This is a genomic window from Leisingera sp. ABM4_060, assembly GCF_056158765.1.
Window position 1 is genome coordinate 1,490,454 of sequence record NZ_JBSWTX010000001.1, and the last position, 20,125, is coordinate 1,510,578.

The following is a 20,125-nucleotide window of genomic DNA, read 5'->3' on the forward strand; positions in this document are numbered from 1 at the left end:
GGGAAGATGCCCAGCGGATATCTTGTCCAGCTTGGAGACGGGTCGCTCGATCACGGCGATACGATCACGTCCACCTATTCCTCTTTCACCACAGATCAAAACCTGGGCGCCGGCAACTGGAGCTGGACCGGTTCGCATGGCGGCACACCTTACACCAACGAGGTGGAGACAGGCGTCTACTACCTGGCCACCAACGGCAATGTCTATTTTGTTCCGGACCTCGGCCCGCCCGACTCGTTCAGCTCTGCCTCCGCCGACAACCCGCCCGCCTATTCTGACACCGACGGCGCGGTGGATGGCACCAGCGGCGCTGACACCATCGACAGCAGCTACACTGACGGCGACGGCGATCAGGTCGACAATGGCAATGGCGGCGGCGCCTCCGGCAACCAGGACACGGTGGAGGCCGGCGCAGGCGATGACACGGTGGATGCCGGCGCCGATGACGATCTGATTTTCGGCGGCGAAGGCGCAGACAGCCTGGAAGGCGGCGCCGGCGATGACACCATCTATGGCGACAGCAGCAGCGAAGCCGGGCTGTCTGACTCGCAGCAAAGCATCGACGACAGCAATGTCACCGATACCACCAGCGGCTTCACCGTCACTGCCAGGGATCTGGCCGGCAATGCCAGTGCCGCCAATATCGACTATTACGACGGCGGTTTCGGGGTTGCGGGTGCGATTTCGGATTCCGACAGCGGCGGCGTCGATCAGCAGATCGGCTATGACAAGGCCACCGGCATTTCCGAAGAAATCATCGTCGATTTCGACCAGGACATTGACGACCTCAGCTTCTCTTTCAAGCACCTCTATACCGACGGTTTCGGAGAAGAGGGGCATTGGGCCATCTACAAGGATGGCGTGCTGGTCGCCCAGGGCGACTTTACCGAGGACGTCGCCGGCAGCAGCACCGGCACCGTCGATATCAACGGCTATGGTGATTTCGACCAGCTGGTGCTGTCGGCGAACCTGCAGACCGATGGCACGGATGGCTCCGACTACGTGGTCACCGACATCACCTTCACGGTGCCGCCGGAAACACCGGCAGACGGAAATGACAGCATCTCGGGCGGAGATGGCGACGACGTGATCTATGGCCAGGGCGGTGATGATACGCTGGCCGGCGGCAGCGGCGCCGACACGCTGGAGGGCGGCGAGGGCGATGACAGCCTGACCGTCGGCGAAGGCGATTCCGCCTCAGGCGGCGATGGCGACGACTATTTCACCATCGTCGACACCGGCGACAGCGGCGCCAACAACATAACGGTCGCCGGCGGCGGCCACGACAGCGGCGATACCCTGGATTTCAACGGCCAGCTCGACAAGGGCACGCTGAACATCACCGACAATACCGGCGGCAGCCTGACCGGCACCGCGACGCTGCTGGACGGCAGCGTGGTCAGCTTCTCCGGCATCGAACACATCATCTGCTTTGCAGCCGGCACGCGGATCGCCACCACCGCCGGCCTGCGCCCTATCGAAACGCTGCAGCCGGGCGATCTGGTGATCACCCGCGACAACGGCCTGCAGCCGGTACGCTGGATCAGCCGCTCCACCGTCCCGGCCGAGGGCAGCCTGGCACCGGTGCGGCTTCCGGCCGGCATGTTCGGGGCCGAGCACGACCTGCTGGTCTCCCCGCAGCACCGGATGCTCTACACAGGATCGGCAGCGGCTCTGCTGTCCGGCGACAGGGAGGTTCTGGTCTCAGCGCTCCACCTGGTCAACGGAACCTCAATCCGCCAGCAGACCGGCGGCATGGTCACCTATGTCCATATCCTGTTCGACCGGCATGAGATCATCTATGCCGAGGGCGCCCCTTCCGAAAGCTTCCACCCCGGTGCCCAGGCGGTCTCGGCTCTGGACGAACCGGTGCGCGAAGAATTGTTCCGGATCATGCCCGGCCTGCGCTGGTGTGCAGGAACTTACGGCGCCACCGCACGCCAATGCATGGCGCGCCACGAGGCCGTGTTCCTCGCTCAGTAAAGCCCGCCGGAGCTGATGGTGCCAAAGGTGGCCTTGGGCCCCAGCACGGCGGTGCCGCCGCTGGAGGTCACCACTTTGCGTCCCGATTCCTGCACCTCTTCGATCAGCGGCAGGTTCGACCCCATGGCAAAGCCGCCGTCATAGGTCAGCCCGAAGATCGGCTCGAACCCATCGCGGAAATATTCAGCCACCACATAGGGGCCAGAAGCATCATCGGGCAGCCGCGCACCGGTGTAACGGTCGATCTTGATGAAATGGCCGCCTTCCGGCACATTGAAGGGGCCGCCGCCGAATTTCTCGGTCGCCTTGGTCATGAACTGCTGGAACACCGGCCCGCACATGGTGCCGCCATAGGCGCCGCGGCCCATCGGCCGGGGCTGGTCAAAGCCCATGTAGCAGCCCGCCACGATGTTCGAAGTGAATCCCACGAACCAGACATCGCGCGAATCGTTGGTGGTGCCGGTCTTGCCTGCGGCCGGAACCGGCAGGTTGATGACGCTGGAAGCAGTGCCGCGGTCCACCACGCCCTTCATCATCGATGTGAGCTGATAAGCGGTGATCGGATCCATCACCTGCTCGCGGTCAGTGACAATCCGCGGCGCCTGGCCGGGGATCAGGTTCGGGTCGGCGCAGTCGACGCAATCGCGGTCGTCATGGCGGTAGATGGTGTTGCCAAAACGGTCCTGCACCCGATCCACCAGTGTCGGCTGCACCCGCTCGCCGCCATTGGCAAACATCGCGTAGGACGCCACCATTTTGTACAGCGTGGTTTCTTCCGCCCCCAGCGAGTTGGCCAGGAAGGCGCCCATGTTGTCATAAACACCAAAGCGTTCGGCATAGCCTGCAACCACCGGCATCCCGACCTCCTGCGCCAGGCGGATGGTCATCAGGTTCCGGCTCATTTCGATACCGGTGCGCAAAGGTGTCGGGCCATAGAACTTGTTGGTGGAGTTCTTCGGCCGCCACAGGCCCTGGGGCGTGTTGATCTCGATCGGAGCGTCGACCACGATGGTTGCCGGGCTGTAGCCGCTGTCGAGCGCCGCCGCATAAACGAACGGTTTGAAGCTGGAGCCCGGCTGGCGCAGCGCCTGTGTCGCGCGGTTGAACACCGAATGCTGGTAGGAAAAGCCCCCCTGCATCGCCAGGACCCGGCCCGAGTTCACGTCCATCGCCACAAAGCCGCCCTGCACCTCCGGCACCTGCCGCAGCGACCAGTGGCTGAATTCGCCGTTCTTTTCCTCGGCCCGCACCAGCACCACGTCGCCGCGGCTGATGTTGTCCCTGAAGCTGCCCTTCATCCACTTGATATCGGACCGGGGCACGGTGCCGGTGCCCTCAGTGCCCTCGACACCCACGGTCAGGGACTGGTCGCCAACCTCCAGGGCAACGGCCGGATACCACTTGCCGCCCAGATCAATGTCGCGCGACACATCGGCAGCCGCCAGCGCTTCGCGCCACGTGGCTTCATCGGCCAGCTGCGCCTCCTCCAGCGTCACACCGGTGCCGCGCCAGATCCCGCGGGAGCGGTCATATTTCTGCAAGCCGCCGCGCATTGCCAGCGCCGCCTCGGCCTGCATTTCGTGGTCGATGGTCGCACGCACGGTAAAACCGCCGGTAAAGAACTCCCCCTCGCCGAAGTCCTGGGTCAGCTGGCGGCGGATTTCATCCGTGAAGTAGTCCCGCGGCGGCAGCGCGGTGCGGAAGCCCTCGAAGTCACCGTTCTGCACCGAACGCAGCGGCTGCGCTACCTCGACCTCATAGACATCATCCGAGATATAGCCGTTCTCGCGCATCTCCCGCAGCACATAGTTGCGGCGCGCCAGCAGGCGCTCCTTGCGGCGCACCGGGTGATAGTCCGAGGGCGCCTTGGGCATCGCGGCCAGAGTTGCCGCCTCATGCGGGGCCAGTTCACCCAGGGTCTTGTTGAAATAGGTCTGCGCGGCCGCCGTCACACCATAGGAATTCTGGCCCAGGAAGATCTCGTTCAGGTACAGTTCCAGGATCCGTTCCTTGTCGAGCGTCTCCTCCAGCCGTGTGGCAAGGATGATCTCCTTGATCTTGCGCTCAGCCCGGCGGTCGCCGGACAGAAGGAAGTTCTTCATCACCTGCTGAGTGATGGTCGAGGCGCCGCGCACGTTCTGGCCGCGCGACTGCACCGCCTCAACCGCCGCAGCGGCGATGCCGCGGGCGTCATAGCCCTTGTGCAGGTAGAAATTCTTGTCCTCGGCCGAGATGAAGGCCTGTTTCACCAGATCCGGGATCTCAGCCGACGGGGTGAACAGGCGGCGCTCCTTGGCGAACTCGTCAATCAGATGGCCCTCGCCCGAATAGATCCGGCTGATGGTCGGCGGCTGGTACTGGGCCAGCGATTCATGGCTCGGCAGGTCACGGCCGTAGATCCAGAACACCGCTCCCACGGTCAGCGCCACCATCGCCACCCCAAGGGTGATGGTGCTGAAGATGGAACCAAAGAAGGAGAGTATGAACCTGAGCACGGGTTTGGCCTTTCTCGCGAGGTGCCGCCTATATAGGTGCGGCGGCCCCCGGGGTCAAAACAGGAAACAGCGAATATATGCCGGGCGGGACGGGAGAATCCTAGCACATTTCCCCGCTTGATGCCGGGTCTTACGCGGCGGGGCCGCCATGGGCGTAGTCACAAAACTGGCATTGCTGCAGGGTCAGGCCGTTTTTGCCGTATTCCAGCACCGTCAGCGCCGGTGCCTCGGCGGCGGGCTGGAAGCTGTCCCAGTTCCATGCAGGCCGCGGCGGCGGCGCCTGGTACAGCACGGATTTTGCAGTGGTAAAGGGAATACCGCACACCGTGCCGGAACAGGGCCGGTGCACATGGCCCGCCAGCAGATGCAGCACATTGGGGAAGCCTGCCAGCAGCTCAAGCAGGTCTTCGCCGTTCTGCAAATTGTCCGGGTCCAGCATCGGCAGCCCCAGTTTCATCGGCGGGTGGTGCATGGCCACAATTGCGGGCCGTCCGCCCAGAGCTTTCAACTCCGTTTGCAGCCAGCCCATGCGCTCCGGGCACAGGACCCCCGCATCTTCTCCCGGAATCAGCGTGTCCAGACAGAGCACGGCGAGATCCCCAAAGTCCGCCCGGTACTGAACAAAGCCCGGCATCGCGCCTTCCGGCAAGGGCAGCACCTCACGCAAGGCCGCGCGGTCATCGTGATTGCCCGTCAGTGGCAGAACCGGCATCGACAATTCGTTAACAAACCCTTGCAACGCGTTGTAATTCTGAAGAGTTCCGGTTTCCACCAGGTCACCGGTAATCAGGCAGGCGGCAGCCTCAGCATGGTGCGCGGCGATAAAATCCACCGCCGCTTGCAGACGCACCCGGGGGTCATGGCCCAGCACCAGCCCGGCGGCTTCAAAGTGCAGATCGGACATCCAGATCAGTTTCATCCCTGCCCCTTACTGCCGCACCAGCGCCCGCCGGGCATCGTCTTCGATGCGCCAGGCAATCAGCCCGTTCAGAATGCCGCGCGCCGCTTTGGCGCGCCAGCCCGGGTCGACCAGATTCTCAAGGTCGCGCTTGCTGGACAGAAAGCCGATTTCCACAAGGACCGAGGGAATATCCGCCGACTTCAGCACCGAAAACCCGGCCGAGCGCAGCGGGCGGTTGTTGATCGGCCGGCCCTGCGCGCGCAGACCCTCGATCAGCGCCGCCGCCAGCGCATCGGTGCGCGGCTGGGTTTCCTGCCGCGCCAGATCCAGCATGACGCCGGTCACCCGGTCGTCCGCCTGGCTGAGATCGGTGCCCGACAGCAGATCGCCGCGCAGATGCCGCTCCGCCAGCTTCTCAGACGCGACGTCCGAGGCTTCCTTGGACAGTGTGTAAACCGTAGAGCCATGCGCCCGGCCCTCGGAAATCGTGTCGGCATGCAGCGAGATGAACACATCCGCCCCGGCCTGATGCGCCAGCGCGATGCGGCGCTCCAGCGAGACGAAGTAGTCGTCATCGCGGGTCATTTGCACCGTGAACTGGCCCGAGCGGATCAGCACCTCGCCCAGCTCCCGCGCGAACTGCAGCATCAGGTGTTTCTCAACCACATGGCCGCTGTGGTGATCCCGTTCGGCGCCCGGATCTATGCCGCCATGGCCCGGGTCGAGCATCACCAGCAAGGGTGCGTTTTCATCGCGCTCGCCGCGGCCCTGCACGGTTTCCGGTGCAGGCAGGTCCCAGCGCGGATCCTTCGGGGCGCCGGCCTTGGCGGCAAACTCTTCTGCCGTGGCAGGCTGCAGCGACACCATCAGCCGCGCCGCCGCGGTCACCTGGTCCACCGTCATTGCTGCCCTGGCCACCTTCATCGGTGCCGACAGTTCCAGCACCAGCCGCGACCAGCCCGGCACATAGGTGCCGAATTGCGCGGCAGAAACCTGTTCGCCCTGCAACAGCGCCTCCGGCGTCAGCCCGGTCCAGTCCACCTCCTGGAAATCCAGCACCAGCCGCGGCGGCCCGTCCAGGGTGAACAACCGGAACGGCACCCCCTGGCTGAGGCCCAGCGAGACCTCGGCCCCCTGCCCGGCATCAGTAACCTGGCTGGCCCCCGCATCAATACGGGCCAAGCCGCTGAAGCCCTGCGCCCAGGCGCCTGCGGCCAGCATCCAGATCAGTGCGGTAAGTTTGAACAGTCTGCCCATGCCACGCCTCTTGGTCTTTTGGCGGGCAGACTATGCAATTTGCGCGGCATTGGAAATCCGCGTTCTGCGTTCAGCCGCGCTCCGCCATGAACCGGGTGAGCCGCGCCAGGCCTTCCTCGATATCCGCAGTGGAACGCGCATAGGAAAACCGCAGCGTCGTGGCGCCGCGCACCGGATCGAAATCCAGCCCCGGCGTCACCGCAACACCAGCTTTTTCAAGGATTTCCGCGGCAAAGCTGCGGCTGTCCGTGGTCAAGTCCGAAACATCGGCATAGACGTAAAACGCCCCGTCCGGCGGCGCGATCCTGCTGAACCCGGCCTTAGGCAACCCGTCCAGCATCAGCTGGCGGTTCTTGGCGTAGACCGCCAGGTTCCCGCGCAACTCCTCTTCGCAGTCCATCGCGGCCAGCGCCGCCACCTGGCTCGCGTGCGGTGCACAGATGAACATGTTCTGGGCAATGCGCTCCACGACCCGCACGTGATCCTCAGGGACAACCATCCAGCCCACCCGCCAGCCGGTCATCGAGAAGAACTTGGAGAAGGAATTGATCACGTAACACTCATCCGTCAGCTCCAGCGCGGTGACGGCCTTCGCCTCGTATTCCAGCCCGTGATAAATCTCGTCTGAGATGAAACTGGCCCCTTCGCCCCGCGCCGCATCAATCAGTGCGCCCATCGCGGCATGATCCAGCATTGTCCCCGTGGGGTTGGCAGGCGAAGCCACCATCAGCCCGGCCAGGTCCTGCCCTTTCAGATCCGCCGCCACCGGCTGCAACCGGTTTTCCGGTGCGGTCTGGATGTCGACCGGGGTCAGCCCCAGCGCTTTCAGGATCTGCCGGTAGGAGGGATAGCCCGGAGCGCCGATGCCAACCCGGTCGCCGCTATCAAACAGCGCCGTGAAGCTCAGCAGGAAAGCGCCGGAGGAGCCCGGCGTCACAATCACCCGCTCCGGGTTCAGATCGACATTGTACCATTCGCCATACATCTGCGCGATCCGCTTGCGCAGAGCGGGCAGACCCAGGGCCACCGTATACCCCAGCGCATTGTCCTCCAGCGAAGACGCCAGCGCCTTCAGCGCTCCCGAGGGCGCGCCGGTCGAGGGCTGCCCGACCTCCATGTGGATGACGTGGCGTCCGGCCTCTTCGGCCTTGCGGGCCGCCTCCATCACATCCATCACAATGAAGGGATCGACCTCTGACCGGGTTGAGTTTCGCATGCTGATCTCCCATGGTGCGCGCATGAGTTTTGACCGTTTCTTCCGGCTGGCGTCAATCCCGGCTCTGTTGCTTTGCGCGCTGTTTGCCATCGCGGGAAGCGCCGCGCAGGCAATGTCGATTTCGCTGCTGCGCGATCCGGATATTGAACACGGGCTGAACAAGCTGGCAGCCCCGGTGCTGCGGGCCGCGGGCCTCAACGCAAACCGGGTCCGGATCCTGCTGGTGAACAATTCTTCCTTCAACGCGTTTGTCGTGGATTCCCGAACGATTTTCGTACATTACGGGCTGATCCTGAAGGTTACGTCACCGGAGATGCTGCAGGCGGTGATTGCCCATGAGGCCGCCCATATCACCAATGGCCATCTGGCGCGGCGGATGCAGAACCTGCGCTCTGCCAACAGCGCCGCGGGCCTTGGCGTGGCGCTGGCGGTGCTGGCGGCTGCAGCCGGTGCCAGCGAAGCCGCAGGCGGGATCGCCATCGGCACGCAAAGCTCAGCCCTGCGCGGATTTCTGGCCCATACAAGAGCCGAGGAGAGTTCCGCCGACCGCTCGGCTGCGGATTACCTGAACCGGGCCGGCATCAGCCCGCAGGGCCTGGTCGACCTGCACCGCGCCTTTGCCGGGCAGGAAGTCCTGAGCGCAGGCAGCCAGGACCCCTATACCCGTTCCCACCCCTTAAGCCGCGACCGCATCCGCGCCGCCCAGGCCTATCTGGCCGCCCATGGCGACAAAGGGCAGGCCAGCGCCGAGGCCAATTACTGGTTTGCCCGGGTGCGCGGCAAGCTCTCCGGGTTCACCCGGGCGCCGAAATGGACCCTGCGGCGGGTGCGCGAGGAGCAGTACAAAGACGTGCGGCAGATGCGGGAGGCGGCCGCCTATCATCGTCAGAGAAACTTGAAGAAGGCCCTGCGCGCGATCAACGGCGCGCTGGCCGCCCGCCCCTCCGACCCGTTCTATCACGAGATGAAGGGCCAAATCCTGATCGAGAACCGCCAGTGGTCCGCTGCACTGGCCGCCTATGCCAAGGCCGTCAGCCTGGCGCCGCGCGACCCGCTGGTGCTGGCCGGCTATGGGCGCGCGCAACTGGCCGCGGGGCAGCCCAAGGCGGCGCTGAAAACCATGGAAAAGGCCCGCGACATCGACTTCCGCAACACGGTGCTGCTGCGGGACATGTCGCTGGCCTATGCCAAGACCGGGCAGCGCGGCCTGGCCTCGCTGGTCACTGCCGAACGCTATGCCTTGCAAGGGCGTCTGGATGACGCCGGAATTCATGCCAAACGGGCCATTGCCCTGCTGCCTGCAGGCTCGCCTGCTGCGCGCCGCGCGCAGGATGTGCTGACGGCCTATGAACAAGCTGAGAAAAGGAAGAGACGAAAATGAAGCCTTTCACCCGCGCTGCCGCAGCGGCCGCCGCCGCCCTCGCCCTGCTGGGCGCCCCGGCCCAGGCCTTTGACATCAGCGCGATGTCCGAGGCCGAGCGCGAAGCCTTCGGCCAAGAGGTGCGCAGCTACCTGCTCGCCAATCCGGAACTGATCCTGGAAGCGGTGGACCTGCTGGAACAGCGCCAGCAGCAGGCCGAAGCAGCGCGCGATGACGTTCTGGTGGCCGACAACCTGGAGGAGCTGGTGAACGACGGCTACTCCTGGGTTGGCGGCAACCCGGACGGCGACATCACCCTGGTGGAGTTCATGGACTACCGTTGCGGCTACTGCCGCCGCGCCGCGCCGGAAGTGGCCAAGCTCCTGGAAAGCGACGGCAATATCCGCCTGGTGATCAAGGAATTCCCGATCCTGGGCGAGGCCTCGGTGCTGTCCTCGCGCTTTGCCGTGGCGGCCAAGCATGTGGCCGGAGACGACGCCTACAAGCAGGTGCATGACGCGCTGATCGACTTTGGCGCCGAGCCCAACGAGGTAGCCCTGCGCCGCCTCGCCGATGGTCTGGGTCTGGATGCCGATGCGATCTTTACCAGGATGGACAGCGAAGAAGTCACTGCCGAGCTGCGCCAGACCCGGGCCCTGGCGCAGAAAATGGCCATCTCCGGCACCCCGACCTTCGTGCTGGGCAACGAGTTGCTGCGCGGCTACCTGCCCGCCGATCAGATGGAGATCATGGTTGCCGAGATCCGCGATCAGCGCAGCTGATGGATTGAGCGGCAAAGGTAGAACCGGGGCGCTGCCCCGGACCCCGGAGTATTTTTAACCAGAAAGAAGCTGCAAGGAGTTTGGAACAGCTTACTCCGCTGCATCCTGGGCCGCCTCAATCTGGGCGGCCTTTTTCTCGACCTCTTCGACGATGTGATCGACCATCTGTTCGTTGGACATCTTGTGGCTGGCCTTGCCTGCCAGGTAGACCATGCCGGAGCCGGCGCCGCCGCCGGTAAAGCCGACATCGGTCATCAGCGCCTCGCCCGGGCCGTTCACCACGCAGCCGATAATGCTCAGGCTCATCGGGGTCTTCACGTGCTCCAGGCGCTTTTCCAGGGTTTCCACCGTCTTGATCACGTCAAAGCCCTGCCGCGCGCAGGAGGGGCAGGAGATGATGTTGACACCGCGGTGGCGCAGGCCGAGGGATTTGAGGATTTCGAAACCGACTTTGACCTCTTCGACCGGATCGGCAGAGAGGCTGACGCGCAGGGTGTCGCCGATGCCCATCCACAACAGCTGGCCCAGGCCGATCGCCGATTTGATGGTGCCGGAAACAAAGCCGCCCGCCTCGGTGATGCCAAGGTGGATCGGCGCGTCGGTGGCTTCCGCCAGCTGCTGGTAGGCGGCGGCGGACATGAAGACATCCGACGCTTTCACCGAAATCTTGAATTCGTGGAAGTCGTGGTCCTGCAGAATGCGGATATGGTCGAGGCCGCTCTCCACCATCGCCTCCGGGCAGGGCTCGCCGTATTTGTCCAGAAGGTGCTTTTCCAGGGAGCCCGCATTGACGCCGATCCGGATCGAGCAATTGTGGTCGCGGGCGGCCTTGATCACCTCGGCGACGCGTTTTTCATCACCGATGTTGCCGGGGTTGATGCGCAGGCAGGCTGCACCCGCTTCGGCGGCCTCGATGCCGCGCTTGTAGTGGAAATGGATGTCGGCAACGATCGGCACCGGGCTTTCGCGCACGATCTCCTTCAGCGCTTTGGAGGACGCCTCATCCGGCACCGAGATCCGCACCAGATCAGCCCCTGCCTCCGCCGCGGCCTGCACCTGCGCAACCGTTGCCGCTACATCGGTGGTCAGCGTGTTGGTCATGGTCTGCACCGCAATCGGAGCATCGCCGCCAATGGCGACATTGCCGACGTGGATCTGGCGGCTTTTGCGGCGCTCGATATGGCGCCAGGGGCGGATGTGGTTCATCGACATGAAGCGGGTGTCCCGGCTGGATCCTGTTAGCAGCTAGATACGCGCTGGCAGGCCGCGCTGCAATGGCAGCCGGCCGCATAGCCCGGTTTCACTGGGTGTTATTCTGTGAGTTATTCGGCGGGCGGTTCCGCCTGCAGCTCTGCCACCAGAGTGGCCAGCGCCTGATTGCGGCCATCGGCCAGATCGGCCAGCTCAAACCGGCCGGTGATCGCGTCCATCGACAGATCGATGTTCTTGGACACCTGGCCGCGCTCGCCAACCGGGCCAAAATGCTCGCCATTCACGGCGAAGTAGATAGCACTGCTTTCGCCGGTGCGCAGCCGCGGCGCATCCTCGGTCAGCGGCACCTCGAAACGCTGGCCCGCATCCATGATGGTTTCCAGGATCACGCTGCCGTCGGCGGCAGTGACTTGCACCCAGGAGGGCCGCACCGCCACCATTTCAACGCCCGGCTCAACCTCTGCCACCACCTGCGGCACCTGCTGCAACGCGTCTTCCTCGTAGGAGAGACTGGCGTCGGTCAGCAGAACGCTTGGCAGTTCGGGCGCTGCAAAATTGCCCAGCGCCGAGGGGTCCAAGGTGGAGATCGGTGCATCACGCGCCACCAGCACCGGCACATCCAGCGCCTGCGGACGGTACAGCCGGTCCAGCGCCTCAGCCGCAGGATCTGCGGCACCTTCTGCAACCTCCAGCACCGCGCTGTTCAGCGGATCGAGATCCGCCAGCACCGCCGGGGTCTGGTCGACGGGCGCAAATTGCACCTGCTGGATTTCCTTCAGCACCGACCAGCCGCCATAGCCGATACCGCCGATCAGCGCCGCCAGCACCATCATCGACCCCACTGCACGCAGTTCGATCTGGCTGAGGATCCCAGCCGGAGCCGGAATGAAAGGTGTATTGGGCGAGGCAAAGGCGTCTCCGCCCAGGCCCGTTGCCGCCGCCGGCGCGCTGCCGGGCTTGCTGCGGCTCGAGGCTTCGGCCGACATGCCGTGGGCCACGGTGAACCCGCTTTCGGTGCAGAAATCCTGGAACGCCTGCTCCGGATCCATGTTCAGGTAGCGGGCATAAGAACGCACATACCCGGCAATGAAGCCGGGTGTGTCAAAGGCGGACGGGTCCGAGTTTTCGATGGCAGCGATGTAAGAGGCCTTGATCCGCAGCTCGCGCTGGACGTCGAGCAGCGATTTGCCCATCGTCGCCCGCTCGCCGCGCATCACGTCGCCGAGCTTCAGCTCGAAATCGTCGAACCCCTTGGGTTCAACGGTTTCGCCACGCTCTTCATGCTTGCGGGTAAACCGCCCGATCATGCCTGCCGTCCCATATTTGCCTGCCGCAACCTGTTCAGAGTGTTGAAAGAATCACAGATGCGACTCAAATCCACTCATTGATTGACAACAGCGTAACACACTCAGAGTAAATTTACACTGATCAGTATGTTACCCGGCAAGTTCGGCACGATTCAGCGCACAATGCGACCACAATGCGTCCATCGCGTGGACCAGCGCATCGATTTCCTTGGGGCCATGCACCGGCGAGGGCGTAAACCGCAGCCGCTCGGTGCCGCGCGGCACGGTCGGGAAATTGATCGGCTGCACATAGATGCCGTAGTCCTCGAGCAGGTGGTCGGACAGCACCTTGGTATGGACCGGGTTGCCGACGATCACCGGCACAATGTGGCTGCCGTGGTCGATGATCGGCAGGCCCAGGCCTTTCAGGCGCAGCTTCAGCACCTTGGCCTGGTCCTGATGCTTGTCGCGCAGATCCTGCGCGCCTTTCAGATAGGCCACCGAGGCCGCCGCCCCTGCCGCCACCGACGGTGCCAGCGAGGTGGTGAAGATGAAACCCGGCGCATAAGAGCGGATCGCGTCGCACATCTTGGCCGAGGCCGCGATATAGCCGCCCATCACGCCATAGGCCTTGGCCAGGGTGCCGTTGATGATGTCGATGCGGTGCGCCAGGCGGTCGCGCTCGGTGACGCCGCCGCCGCGGGGGCCGTACATGCCGACCGCGTGCACCTCGTCGATATAGGTCAGCGCGCCGAATTCCTCCGCCAGGTCGCAGATTTCTTCGATCGGACCAAAGTCGCCGTCCATCGAATAGACCGATTCAAAGGCGATCAGTTTGGGCGCCTTGGGATCGTCGGCTTCCAGCAGTTCACGCAGATGTGCCACGTCATTGTGGCGGAAGATACGCTTGGCACCGCCGTTGCGGCGCACGCCTTCGATCATCGAAGCATGGTTCAGCGCATCGGAATAGATAATGAGGCCCGGGAACAGCTTGGGCAGCGTGCTCAGCGTCGCATCATTGGCGATATAGGCCGAGGTGAACAGCAGCGAAGCTTCCTTGCCGTGCAGATCGGCGAGCTCAGCCTCCAGCTGCTTGTGGTAGACCGTTGTGCCCGAGATGTTGCGGGTGCCGCCCGAGCCAGCGCCGGTCGAGTCGATGGCATCATGCATCGCGTCCAGCACAACCGGGTTCTGCCCCATGCCCAGATAGTCATTGCCGCACCAGACGGTGATATCCTGCTTGGTGCCGTCGGGCCGCGTCCAGACCGCATGCGGAAAGTGGCCCTTCTTGCGCTCAATATCGATGAAGGTCCGGTAACGGCCCTCTTCGTGCAGGCTGGCAATTGCTGCGTCCAGTTTCGCGGTATAGTCCACCGGCATCTCCATGGCTTCAAGCGTCCCCCCAGGGCACGCGGGCTGTGTAAAGGGCACGGCCTTCTGCCGATGCGGCCACATTCACGTTGCCGAATTGACTACCGCAGGCGCCCCTTCCGATCAACTGATTACGCGCCGTGCGGGGTGCGCAACATTGATGCAGGTCAAATAGAACTTAAACAATCCCCCGGCAAGAACGCCTGCGCCAAGTCAAACCCCGTTTGCGTCCTATTTGCCGCGCCGTCCGGTCACAAATGCGCAGGATCGGAAACCCGGAACAGGCCAAATTCAACGGAACGGCGCCCGCTGCCCCTCTGGCCCCTGCCTTACCGCGCTGCTAGGGTCCGCGGCAAATCGGCCTTTCCCCGGGCCTCACCGCATAGCTGGAGAGCAACACATGGCATTGAACGATGTTCTGGACCGGATCGACGCAGAGCTGGACACCGCCACCGAACGGCTGATGGACCTGCTGCGGATCCAGTCGATTTCCACCGACCCCGCCTACAAGGAAGACTGCGCCAAGGCCGCCGACTGGCTGGTCGCCGACCTGCAGGCCATTGGCATCAAGGCGGAAAAGCGCGCCACCCCTGGCCACCCGATGGTCGTGGGCCATGTGGGCGAGGAAAACACCGGCGCGCCGCATGTGCTGTTTTACGGCCACTACGACGTGCAGCCGGTCGACCCGCTGGACCTGTGGGACAACCCGCCGTTCGAGCCGCAGCTGGAAGAAACCCCGATCGGCACCGTGATCCGCGGCCGCGGCTCCTCGGACGACAAGGGCCAGCTGATGACCTTTGTCGAAGCCTGCCGCGCCTGGAAAGCCGTGCACGGCTCCCTGCCCTGCCGCATCACCTTCTTCTTCGAGGGCGAAGAGGAATCGGGCTCGCCCTCGCTGATCCCCTTCATGGAAGCCAATGCCGCAGAGCTGAAGGCGGATCTCGCGCTGATCTGCGACACCGCCATGGTGTCGCGCGGGGTGCCCTCGATCGCTTCGCAGCTGCGCGGCATGCTGAAAGAGGAATTCACCCTCACCTGCCCCAAGATCGACCTGCACTCCGGCTACTACGGCGGCCCGGCCCTGAACCCGCTGCGCGCCATCTCCACCATTGTCGACAGCTTCTATGACAGTGAGACCGGCAAGGTCGCCATCGACGGCTTCTACGAAGGCGTGCACGAGGTCCCTGCCGACCAGCTGCGCCAATGGCAGGGCTGCGGCTTTGACGACAAGGAATTCCTCGCCGCCGTCGGCTACAGCCAGCCCCATGGCGAGGCCGGCTATTCGGTTCTGGAACAGGTCTGGGCGCGGCCGACGCTGGAGGTGAACGGGCTGTGGGGCGGCTATAATGGCGCCGGTTCCAAGACCGTGATCCCGTCCCAGGCGCATTGCAAGATCACCTGCCGCCTGGTTGGCGACATGGACCCGGACGCCCTGCGCGGCAAGATCCGCAAACACGTCGAAGACCGCCTGCCGCAGGATGCCGCCGTGGCCTGGAACGCCGATTCCGAAGGCTCGCCAGCCTCAGTCATGGACACCGCCCGCCCCGAGTTCGAAGCCGCCCGCGGCGCGCTGTCGGACGAATGGGAGCGCGAAGCGGTGTTCTGCGGCATGGGCGGCTCAATCCCGATTGCCGGCTACTTCAAGTCGATTCTGAACATGGATGCGATGCTGATCGGCTTTGCCAATGACGACGACGCGATCCACTCGCCGAACGAGAAATACGACCTCAAGAGCTTCCACAAGGGCATCCGCTCCTGGGCCCGCATCCTGAACGCCCTGTCGCAGAAGTAACGCTTCAGCCGGGCGGAGGATCTGCAAAGAACCGCCCGTTCACGCTGGCCGCCCCGGCATCGGGCCTTAGAAACAGGCCATCTTCCCAACGGGCTTGACGCCCCGGCGCCGTGCCGCAGGCGCGGCGCCGGGCCCAAGGCTTGGCGCTGCATCTTTGATGCCGCGCCAAGGCGCGGGAGCCCCCCGGCTGCACGCCGGCCTCTCAGCACCGGGCGGGGCCGCGATTCCCCGCCCAATCCCATTCCCGCACGGCAAGCGGGAAGCAGTGCGGGGCACCACCCTCCTGACGCGCAGCGCCGCGGCAAAACACCGTATCCACGCCGATTTTACGGCCCCGCCCGCCCTCGGTTAAGGATTGATTATCCCAGCCGCCCAATACTCGCTCCGGACACCGCCGCCCCGCCGCGGCCCATGTATGGAGACAGTCAATGGTACAAAGCAGGTTCAAACGGCCGCCCGGATTTGAAGGCACCCAGACAGACCCCGAGGAAAGCTACCGCGCCGGTTACCAGCACGGCACACGTGTGCTGCTGCGCTACCTCGAGGCCAACCCCAAGCCCGACCTGGCCCGCCTCAAGGCCTGGGTGGACGCGGATCTCACCGGCTGGCGGCACGACACCGAGGCAGAGCCGGTACCGCCGGCGCTCTGACACGCGGGCTGCACTGCGGCTTGCCCCGGCTGACGCTTTGCGGCAGGCTGCGGCCATGGCAGCAGAAATACAGACAAGCGGTCCGCTGATAGCCGAAATCCTGGCGCTCGAAACCCGGGTCTGGGAGGCGCTTGTCCACGGCGATCCCGAAGCCGACGGGCGCATGCTGTCGGAAGATTTTCTCGGCGTCTATCCCAGCGGCTTCTCGGACAAGGCGGGCCATTGCGGCCAGCTGCGCGACGGGCCGGTGATGACCGGCTTCCACCTCAGCCAAAGCCGCCTGCGCATCATCACGAAAGGCGCCGTGCTGCTGACGTACCATGCAGCCTACCGGCCGGCAGGCAGCACAGAATGGAAAGCCATGCTGATTTCGTCGCTTTGGGAGCGCTATGCCACGGGCTGGCTCAATACCTTCAGCCAGGACACACCGATAGAGCAGGTACAGGCGGCGCCCATAGACGGCACCAGTGCCTTGCTCCAGCGGATCTGAAGCCGGGACTGGATCAGGATTGGGAAAGTGGCGCGGTTGACGGGGCTCGAACCCGCGACCCCCGGCGTGACAGGCCGGTACTCTAACCAACTGAGCTACAACCGCGCATGGGCCTTTCGGCTATGGTCCCCATCCGGAGCGGACCCTGAAACGTCAGGGCGGCGGGCGAAAGTGGCGCGGTTGACGGGGCTCGAACCCGCGACCCCCGGCGTGACAGGCCGGTACTCTAACCAACTGAGCTACAACCGCATTTTCGCCTTGCGGCGGACCGTCTCCGGTCCAAGTCCCCTCCGGGGCGGATCCTGTTTGACCTCAGGATGAGGCGCAGCAGTGGCGCGGTTGACGGGGCTCGAACCCGCGACCCCCGGCGTGACAGGCCGGTACTCTAACCAACTGAGCTACAACCGCCCGCTGCTCATCCAGCGCCGCCGCTGAATGTTGGGCTGTAATATTCTCAGCCCCTGGAACCGTCAAGCGGTGTTTTGCCTTTTTCGGAACTTTCCCGGAAAAAAAATGTCTCCAGCGGATAAGGCGCTGGAAAAGCGGAGAAATAACCCTTGAGCGCGGCACCGGGTCCGCCCCGCCCCTTCCCGGGAGGGATAGACGGGCAGCCCCTGCGAGGTTCAGCCATCCGGCACCTGCGGCAAGGCCGGTGCAGCGCCCTGGCCCGCCCTTCAATTGGCGGGGAAGCCCTGGCCGGGCGCTTCCCGGATTCGCGGTCAGGGGCAGCGGCTGCAACTGGAAACACTATCCGCCGGCTCTCTGCACGCCGCGCCCAATGCCCCTCATTTGCAAAGGCGGCCGGCAGGGAAGATCTCCCGCCCGCCGCCGGATGCACCAGGGCGCATCCGCACCCGTTGGGCGTGGCGCCGGACCGTTCCGGTCCGGCGGGCCAGGCCCCGTCAGGCTGCCCGTTGCGCCATCTTGGCCTGCACCGCGGCCACGGCAACCGCATCCGGCGCCGCGTTCTCTGCCTTGGCCTGGTTTAGGATAGCCGCCATGGTGGCATCCAGCGCCTCCAGTTTTTCGGCAACAAACCCCTCACGGTCCGCGATCTGCAGGATTTCCGTGGTCACATTGATGATACCGCCGCCATTGGCGACAAAATCCGGCGCGTACAGAATGCCGCGCCGGTGCAGCGCAGCGCCATCTGCCGGTGTGGCCAGCTGGTTGTTAGCGCCGCCTGCAACGATATCCGCCTGCAACTGCGGAATGGTCCCGGCATTCAGGATGCCGCCAACCGCGCAAGGAGCAAACACATCCGCTGGAGCCGCATAGATCTGCTCCAGCGGCACCGCTCTCGCGCCGAATTCCGCAACCGCCCTGTCCATTCGCGCCGTGTCGACATCCGTCACCACCAGGCGTGCGCCGGCCTCATGCAGAAACCGGCAAAGATGCCAGCCGACATGGCCAAGCCCTTGCACTGCCACGGTCACCCCCGCCAGCGCGGCGCTGCCATGCTTGTGGGCGCGGGCCGTGCGGATGGCGTTGAAAATGCCGCGCGCAGTAACCGGCGACGGGTCTCCGCTGGCAAAGGCGCCATCGGCCAGCCCGGCAACAAAGGCGGTTTCCTCCGCCAGGATGCCCATGTCCGCGGGGGTCATCCCCATATCCTCGGCAGTGATGTAGCGGCCCTCCAGCGATTGGATCGCCCGGGCAAAGGCGCGCAGCAGCTCCGGCGTCTTCTGCGTGGCAGGATCCCCGATGATCACCGCCTTGCCGCCGCCCAGCGGCAGCCCCGCCGCGGCATTCTTGTAGGTCATGCCTTCGCTCAGCCGCTCGACATCGGTCAGCGCCTCCGCCTCGCTGGCATAGGGGCGCATCCGCAAGCCGCCGGCCGCAGGCCCCAGGCGCGTGGAATGCACCGCAATAAAGCCCAGCAGGCCAACCGAGGCCTCCTCGACACGGTAGATCTCTTCGTGGGTGCCTGACGCCACGGCTGTCACTGTCATCTGATCGATCCTCCTCAACTTGCCCCAATAATAAGAGCGCAGCCGCGCCGGTTTTCACCAAAAACCTTTGCCAATCAGACAGGATTTAGCGATATCCTCTACAGAGGACTGCAGCAGCAGGGAAAAACTCCATGGACTCCATCGACCGCAAGATCGTGGCCGCACTCCAGCGCAACGGGCGGCTGAAGATCTCGGAACTCTCCGAGATGGTTGGCCTGTCGCCGACCCCCTGCGCCCGCCGGGTGGCCAACCTGGAGGAAAGCGGCGTCATCTGCGGCTACTCGGCCCGGGTCGACCAGGCCAAGCTGGGTCTGCCGGTCACCATCTTTGTGGCAGTGGAACTGGACCGGCAGTCGACCGAAGCGCTCAGCGCCTTTGAAACTGCGGTGCGGCAGTTCGACCAGGTGATGGAATGCTATCTGATGACCGGAACACGGGACATCCTGCTGCGGGTGGTGGCCGAGGACCTGCCCGATTTCGACCGGTTTCTGGAGGACCGGCTGATGCGGGTGCCGGGCATCCGCAACACCCGCTCCAGCTTCACTTTACGCACGATGATCCGCCGCGACGCGCTGCCCGCCTGCTAACCGGTTCACGGATCAGGCAGAAATGTGTTAAGCTGCAAACACAGGACACGCCTGCCCGGCCTGCTGCGGCTCCTTCATAGGGTCGCCGGCCGATCCGCCGGAGCAGGGAGATAACGGGCAAATGGGGCACAGCATGGCACGAGCAACAAGCAAAAGCAGTACATCCGCGCGCAAGACAAGCACGCGCAAATCCACCTCCCGCAAGACAGGCACACTGACCGCATCCGCCAAGAAACCGGCAGCCGCCAAAGCGCCGCAGCCAAAGGCACCGGAGGCCGATCCCGCCGCCAAGGCGCCTGCCGCCCCGGAACCGGTTGTTGTCGAAACCGCCAAACCGGTGGTCTCCGCGCCGGAGCTGGGCAAGAAGGAACTGGTGGAACAGGCAGTGGAACGTTCGGGCATCAAGAAACGCGATGCCAAACCGGTGGTCGAGGCGGTGCTGGCGCTGCTGGGCGAAGCGGTTGCCGAAGGCCGCGAGCTGAACCTCAAACCCTTTGGCAAGCTGCGCATCAACCGCAGCCAGGAACGCAGCAACGGCAAGGTGTTTGTCTGTAAACTGCGCCAGCCGGAAGCCGCGGCAGACACCGGGACAGAAAAAGCGGAGGAAGGCAAAGAATCTTCGGCGGACCCTCTTGCGGAGGCCGCAGCAGGCCGTTAAAAGCCTGCCTCACGGGTGATTAGCTCAGTGGTAGAGCGCTTCGTTCACATCGAAGATGTCAGGAGTTCAAATCTCTTATCACCCACCATCATTCAGGCAGCCCATGGTGGCATGCTGAAACGGGCGCTCCCAG

At 64.4% G+C, this 20,125-nt stretch carries 16 protein-coding genes and 4 tRNA genes; 9 read left to right on the forward strand and 11 right to left on the reverse strand.

Going from position 1 to position 20,125, the window contains the following annotated elements:
* Positions 1-6: 6 nt before the first annotated feature.
* Complete coding sequence (locus tag ACXAEH_RS07395; protein WP_475031820.1) at positions 7-1,983, forward strand: Hint domain-containing protein; 1,977 nt, start codon at positions 7-9, stop codon at positions 1,981-1,983.
* Here ACXAEH_RS07395 and ACXAEH_RS07400 read toward each other — a convergent pair.
* The 4 genes from ACXAEH_RS07400 to ACXAEH_RS07415 all read right to left on the reverse strand — a co-directional run bounded on the left by ACXAEH_RS07400 (position 1,977) and on the right by ACXAEH_RS07415 (position 7,852).
* Entirely contained in the window at positions 1,977-4,478 is a 2,502-nt protein-coding gene (locus ACXAEH_RS07400; protein WP_475031821.1) for a penicillin-binding protein 1A, read from the reverse strand. The two genes, ACXAEH_RS07395 and ACXAEH_RS07400, sit on opposite strands and share 7 nt — an antisense overlap.
* Before the next feature lie 130 nt (positions 4,479-4,608).
* A complete protein-coding gene (locus ACXAEH_RS07405) occupies positions 4,609-5,397 on the reverse strand; it encodes a phosphodiesterase (RefSeq protein ID WP_475031822.1) in 789 nt (262 codons plus the stop codon).
* A 9-nt stretch (positions 5,398-5,406) separates the two neighbouring features.
* On the reverse strand, positions 5,407-6,636 hold the full coding sequence (locus ACXAEH_RS07410; protein ID WP_475031823.1) for an N-acetylmuramoyl-L-alanine amidase: 1,230 nt from the start codon (positions 6,634-6,636) through the stop codon (positions 5,407-5,409).
* Between the two features lie 70 nt (positions 6,637-6,706).
* Positions 6,707-7,852 carry a pyridoxal phosphate-dependent aminotransferase gene (locus ACXAEH_RS07415; protein WP_475031824.1) on the reverse strand — a complete coding sequence of 382 codons (1,146 nt, stop codon included), beginning with the start codon at positions 7,850-7,852 and terminating at the stop codon, positions 6,707-6,709.
* Between ACXAEH_RS07415 and ACXAEH_RS07420 the strand changes: the two genes are divergently transcribed.
* Both ACXAEH_RS07420 and ACXAEH_RS07425 read left to right on the forward strand, forming a co-directional pair.
* Entirely contained in the window at positions 7,851-9,233 is a 1,383-nt protein-coding gene (locus tag ACXAEH_RS07420; RefSeq protein ID WP_475031825.1) for a M48 family metalloprotease, read from the forward strand. The two genes, ACXAEH_RS07415 and ACXAEH_RS07420, sit on opposite strands and share 2 nt — an antisense overlap.
* Positions 9,230-9,994: a DsbA family protein gene (locus tag ACXAEH_RS07425; protein ID WP_475031826.1), complete on the forward strand. Its 765-nt coding sequence runs from the start codon at positions 9,230-9,232 to the stop codon at positions 9,992-9,994. The genes ACXAEH_RS07420 and ACXAEH_RS07425 overlap by 4 nt, the downstream gene beginning before the upstream one ends.
* A 90-nt stretch (positions 9,995-10,084) precedes the next feature.
* On the opposite strand, the gene ispG is transcribed toward ACXAEH_RS07425, so the two are convergent.
* The 3 genes from ispG to hemA form a co-directional block, all read right to left on the reverse strand.
* Positions 10,085-11,206, reverse strand: a complete 1,122-nt coding sequence (gene ispG, locus ACXAEH_RS07430) for a flavodoxin-dependent (E)-4-hydroxy-3-methylbut-2-enyl-diphosphate synthase (RefSeq protein ID WP_475031827.1) — start codon at positions 11,204-11,206, stop codon at positions 10,085-10,087.
* Between the two features lie 110 nt (positions 11,207-11,316).
* Positions 11,317-12,513, reverse strand: a complete 1,197-nt coding sequence (locus ACXAEH_RS07435; protein WP_475031828.1) for a helix-turn-helix domain-containing protein — start codon at positions 12,511-12,513, stop codon at positions 11,317-11,319.
* Positions 12,514-12,642: 129 nt separating this feature from the next.
* Entirely contained in the window at positions 12,643-13,878 is a 1,236-nt protein-coding gene (gene hemA, locus ACXAEH_RS07440; protein WP_475031829.1) for a 5-aminolevulinate synthase, read from the reverse strand.
* Positions 13,879-14,263: 385 nt separating this feature from the next.
* Between hemA and ACXAEH_RS07445 the strand changes: the two genes are divergently transcribed.
* From ACXAEH_RS07445 to ACXAEH_RS07455, 3 genes are all read left to right on the forward strand, one after another.
* The gene (locus tag ACXAEH_RS07445; RefSeq protein WP_475031830.1) at positions 14,264-15,655 is read left to right on the forward strand and encodes a M20/M25/M40 family metallo-hydrolase; all 1,392 of its coding nucleotides are present in this window, start codon (positions 14,264-14,266) and stop codon (positions 15,653-15,655) included.
* Positions 15,656-16,083: 428 nt separating this feature from the next.
* On the forward strand, positions 16,084-16,305 hold the full coding sequence (locus ACXAEH_RS07450) for a hypothetical protein (protein WP_475031831.1): 222 nt from the start codon (positions 16,084-16,086) through the stop codon (positions 16,303-16,305).
* 55 nt (positions 16,306-16,360) lie between these two features.
* Positions 16,361-16,795, forward strand: coding sequence for a DUF4440 domain-containing protein (locus ACXAEH_RS07455; RefSeq protein WP_475031833.1), 435 nt, complete (start codon positions 16,361-16,363; stop codon positions 16,793-16,795).
* Positions 16,796-16,823: 28 nt separating this feature from the next.
* Here ACXAEH_RS07455 and ACXAEH_RS07460 read toward each other — a convergent pair.
* The 4 genes from ACXAEH_RS07460 to ACXAEH_RS07475 all read right to left on the reverse strand — a co-directional run bounded on the left by ACXAEH_RS07460 (position 16,824) and on the right by ACXAEH_RS07475 (position 18,747).
* Positions 16,824-16,900, reverse strand: a tRNA-Asp gene (locus ACXAEH_RS07460).
* A gap of 67 nt (positions 16,901-16,967) precedes the next feature.
* Positions 16,968-17,044: transfer RNA gene (locus ACXAEH_RS07465), tRNA-Asp, on the reverse strand.
* An 82-nt stretch (positions 17,045-17,126) separates the two neighbouring features.
* A tRNA-Asp gene (locus tag ACXAEH_RS07470) sits at positions 17,127-17,203 on the reverse strand.
* Between the two features lie 494 nt (positions 17,204-17,697).
* Entirely contained in the window at positions 17,698-18,747 is a 1,050-nt protein-coding gene (locus tag ACXAEH_RS07475; RefSeq protein WP_475031834.1) for a Glu/Leu/Phe/Val family dehydrogenase, read from the reverse strand.
* 131 nt (positions 18,748-18,878) lie between these two features.
* On the opposite strand from ACXAEH_RS07475, the gene ACXAEH_RS07480 reads away from it, so the two are divergent.
* From ACXAEH_RS07480 to ACXAEH_RS07490, 3 genes are all read left to right on the forward strand, one after another.
* Positions 18,879-19,334, forward strand: coding sequence for an Lrp/AsnC family transcriptional regulator (locus tag ACXAEH_RS07480; RefSeq protein ID WP_475031835.1), 456 nt, complete (start codon positions 18,879-18,881; stop codon positions 19,332-19,334).
* A 133-nt stretch (positions 19,335-19,467) separates the two neighbouring features.
* Positions 19,468-19,992: an HU family DNA-binding protein gene (locus tag ACXAEH_RS07485; RefSeq protein ID WP_475031836.1), complete on the forward strand. Its 525-nt coding sequence runs from the start codon at positions 19,468-19,470 to the stop codon at positions 19,990-19,992.
* A gap of 13 nt (positions 19,993-20,005) precedes the next feature.
* Positions 20,006-20,080, forward strand: a tRNA-Val gene (locus tag ACXAEH_RS07490).
* The last annotated feature ends 45 nt before the right edge of the window (positions 20,081-20,125 follow it).

Excerpts from the sequence above, each read along its gene's own strand:
- ACXAEH_RS07425 (WP_475031826.1), top strand. The coding sequence starts at position 9,230 with ATGAAGCCTTTCACCCGCGCTGCCGCAGCGGCCGCCGCCGCCCTCGCC.
- ACXAEH_RS07445 (WP_475031830.1), top strand. The coding sequence starts at position 14,264 with ATGGCATTGAACGATGTTCTGGACCGGATCGACGCAGAGCTGGACACC.
- ACXAEH_RS07405 (WP_475031822.1), bottom strand. The coding sequence starts at position 5,397 with ATGAAACTGATCTGGATGTCCGATCTGCACTTTGAAGCCGCCGGGCTG.
- hemA (WP_475031829.1), bottom strand. The coding sequence starts at position 13,878 with ATGGAGATGCCGGTGGACTATACCGCGAAACTGGACGCAGCAATTGCC.
- ACXAEH_RS07415 (WP_475031824.1), bottom strand. The coding sequence starts at position 7,852 with ATGCGAAACTCAACCCGGTCAGAGGTCGATCCCTTCATTGTGATGGAT.
- ACXAEH_RS07395 (WP_475031820.1), top strand. The coding sequence starts at position 7 with ATGCCCAGCGGATATCTTGTCCAGCTTGGAGACGGGTCGCTCGATCAC.
- ACXAEH_RS07420 (WP_475031825.1), top strand. The coding sequence starts at position 7,851 with ATGCTGATCTCCCATGGTGCGCGCATGAGTTTTGACCGTTTCTTCCGG.
- ACXAEH_RS07480 (WP_475031835.1), top strand. The coding sequence starts at position 18,879 with ATGGACTCCATCGACCGCAAGATCGTGGCCGCACTCCAGCGCAACGGG.
- ACXAEH_RS07455 (WP_475031833.1), top strand. The coding sequence starts at position 16,361 with ATGGCAGCAGAAATACAGACAAGCGGTCCGCTGATAGCCGAAATCCTG.
- ACXAEH_RS07450 (WP_475031831.1), top strand. The coding sequence starts at position 16,084 with ATGGTACAAAGCAGGTTCAAACGGCCGCCCGGATTTGAAGGCACCCAG.
- ispG (WP_475031827.1), bottom strand. The coding sequence starts at position 11,206 with ATGTCGATGAACCACATCCGCCCCTGGCGCCATATCGAGCGCCGCAAA.
- ACXAEH_RS07475 (WP_475031834.1), bottom strand. The coding sequence starts at position 18,747 with ATGACAGTGACAGCCGTGGCGTCAGGCACCCACGAAGAGATCTACCGT.
- ACXAEH_RS07435 (WP_475031828.1), bottom strand. The coding sequence starts at position 12,513 with ATGATCGGGCGGTTTACCCGCAAGCATGAAGAGCGTGGCGAAACCGTT.
- ACXAEH_RS07410 (WP_475031823.1), bottom strand. The coding sequence starts at position 6,636 with ATGGGCAGACTGTTCAAACTTACCGCACTGATCTGGATGCTGGCCGCA.
- ACXAEH_RS07485 (WP_475031836.1), top strand. The coding sequence starts at position 19,468 with ATGGCACGAGCAACAAGCAAAAGCAGTACATCCGCGCGCAAGACAAGC.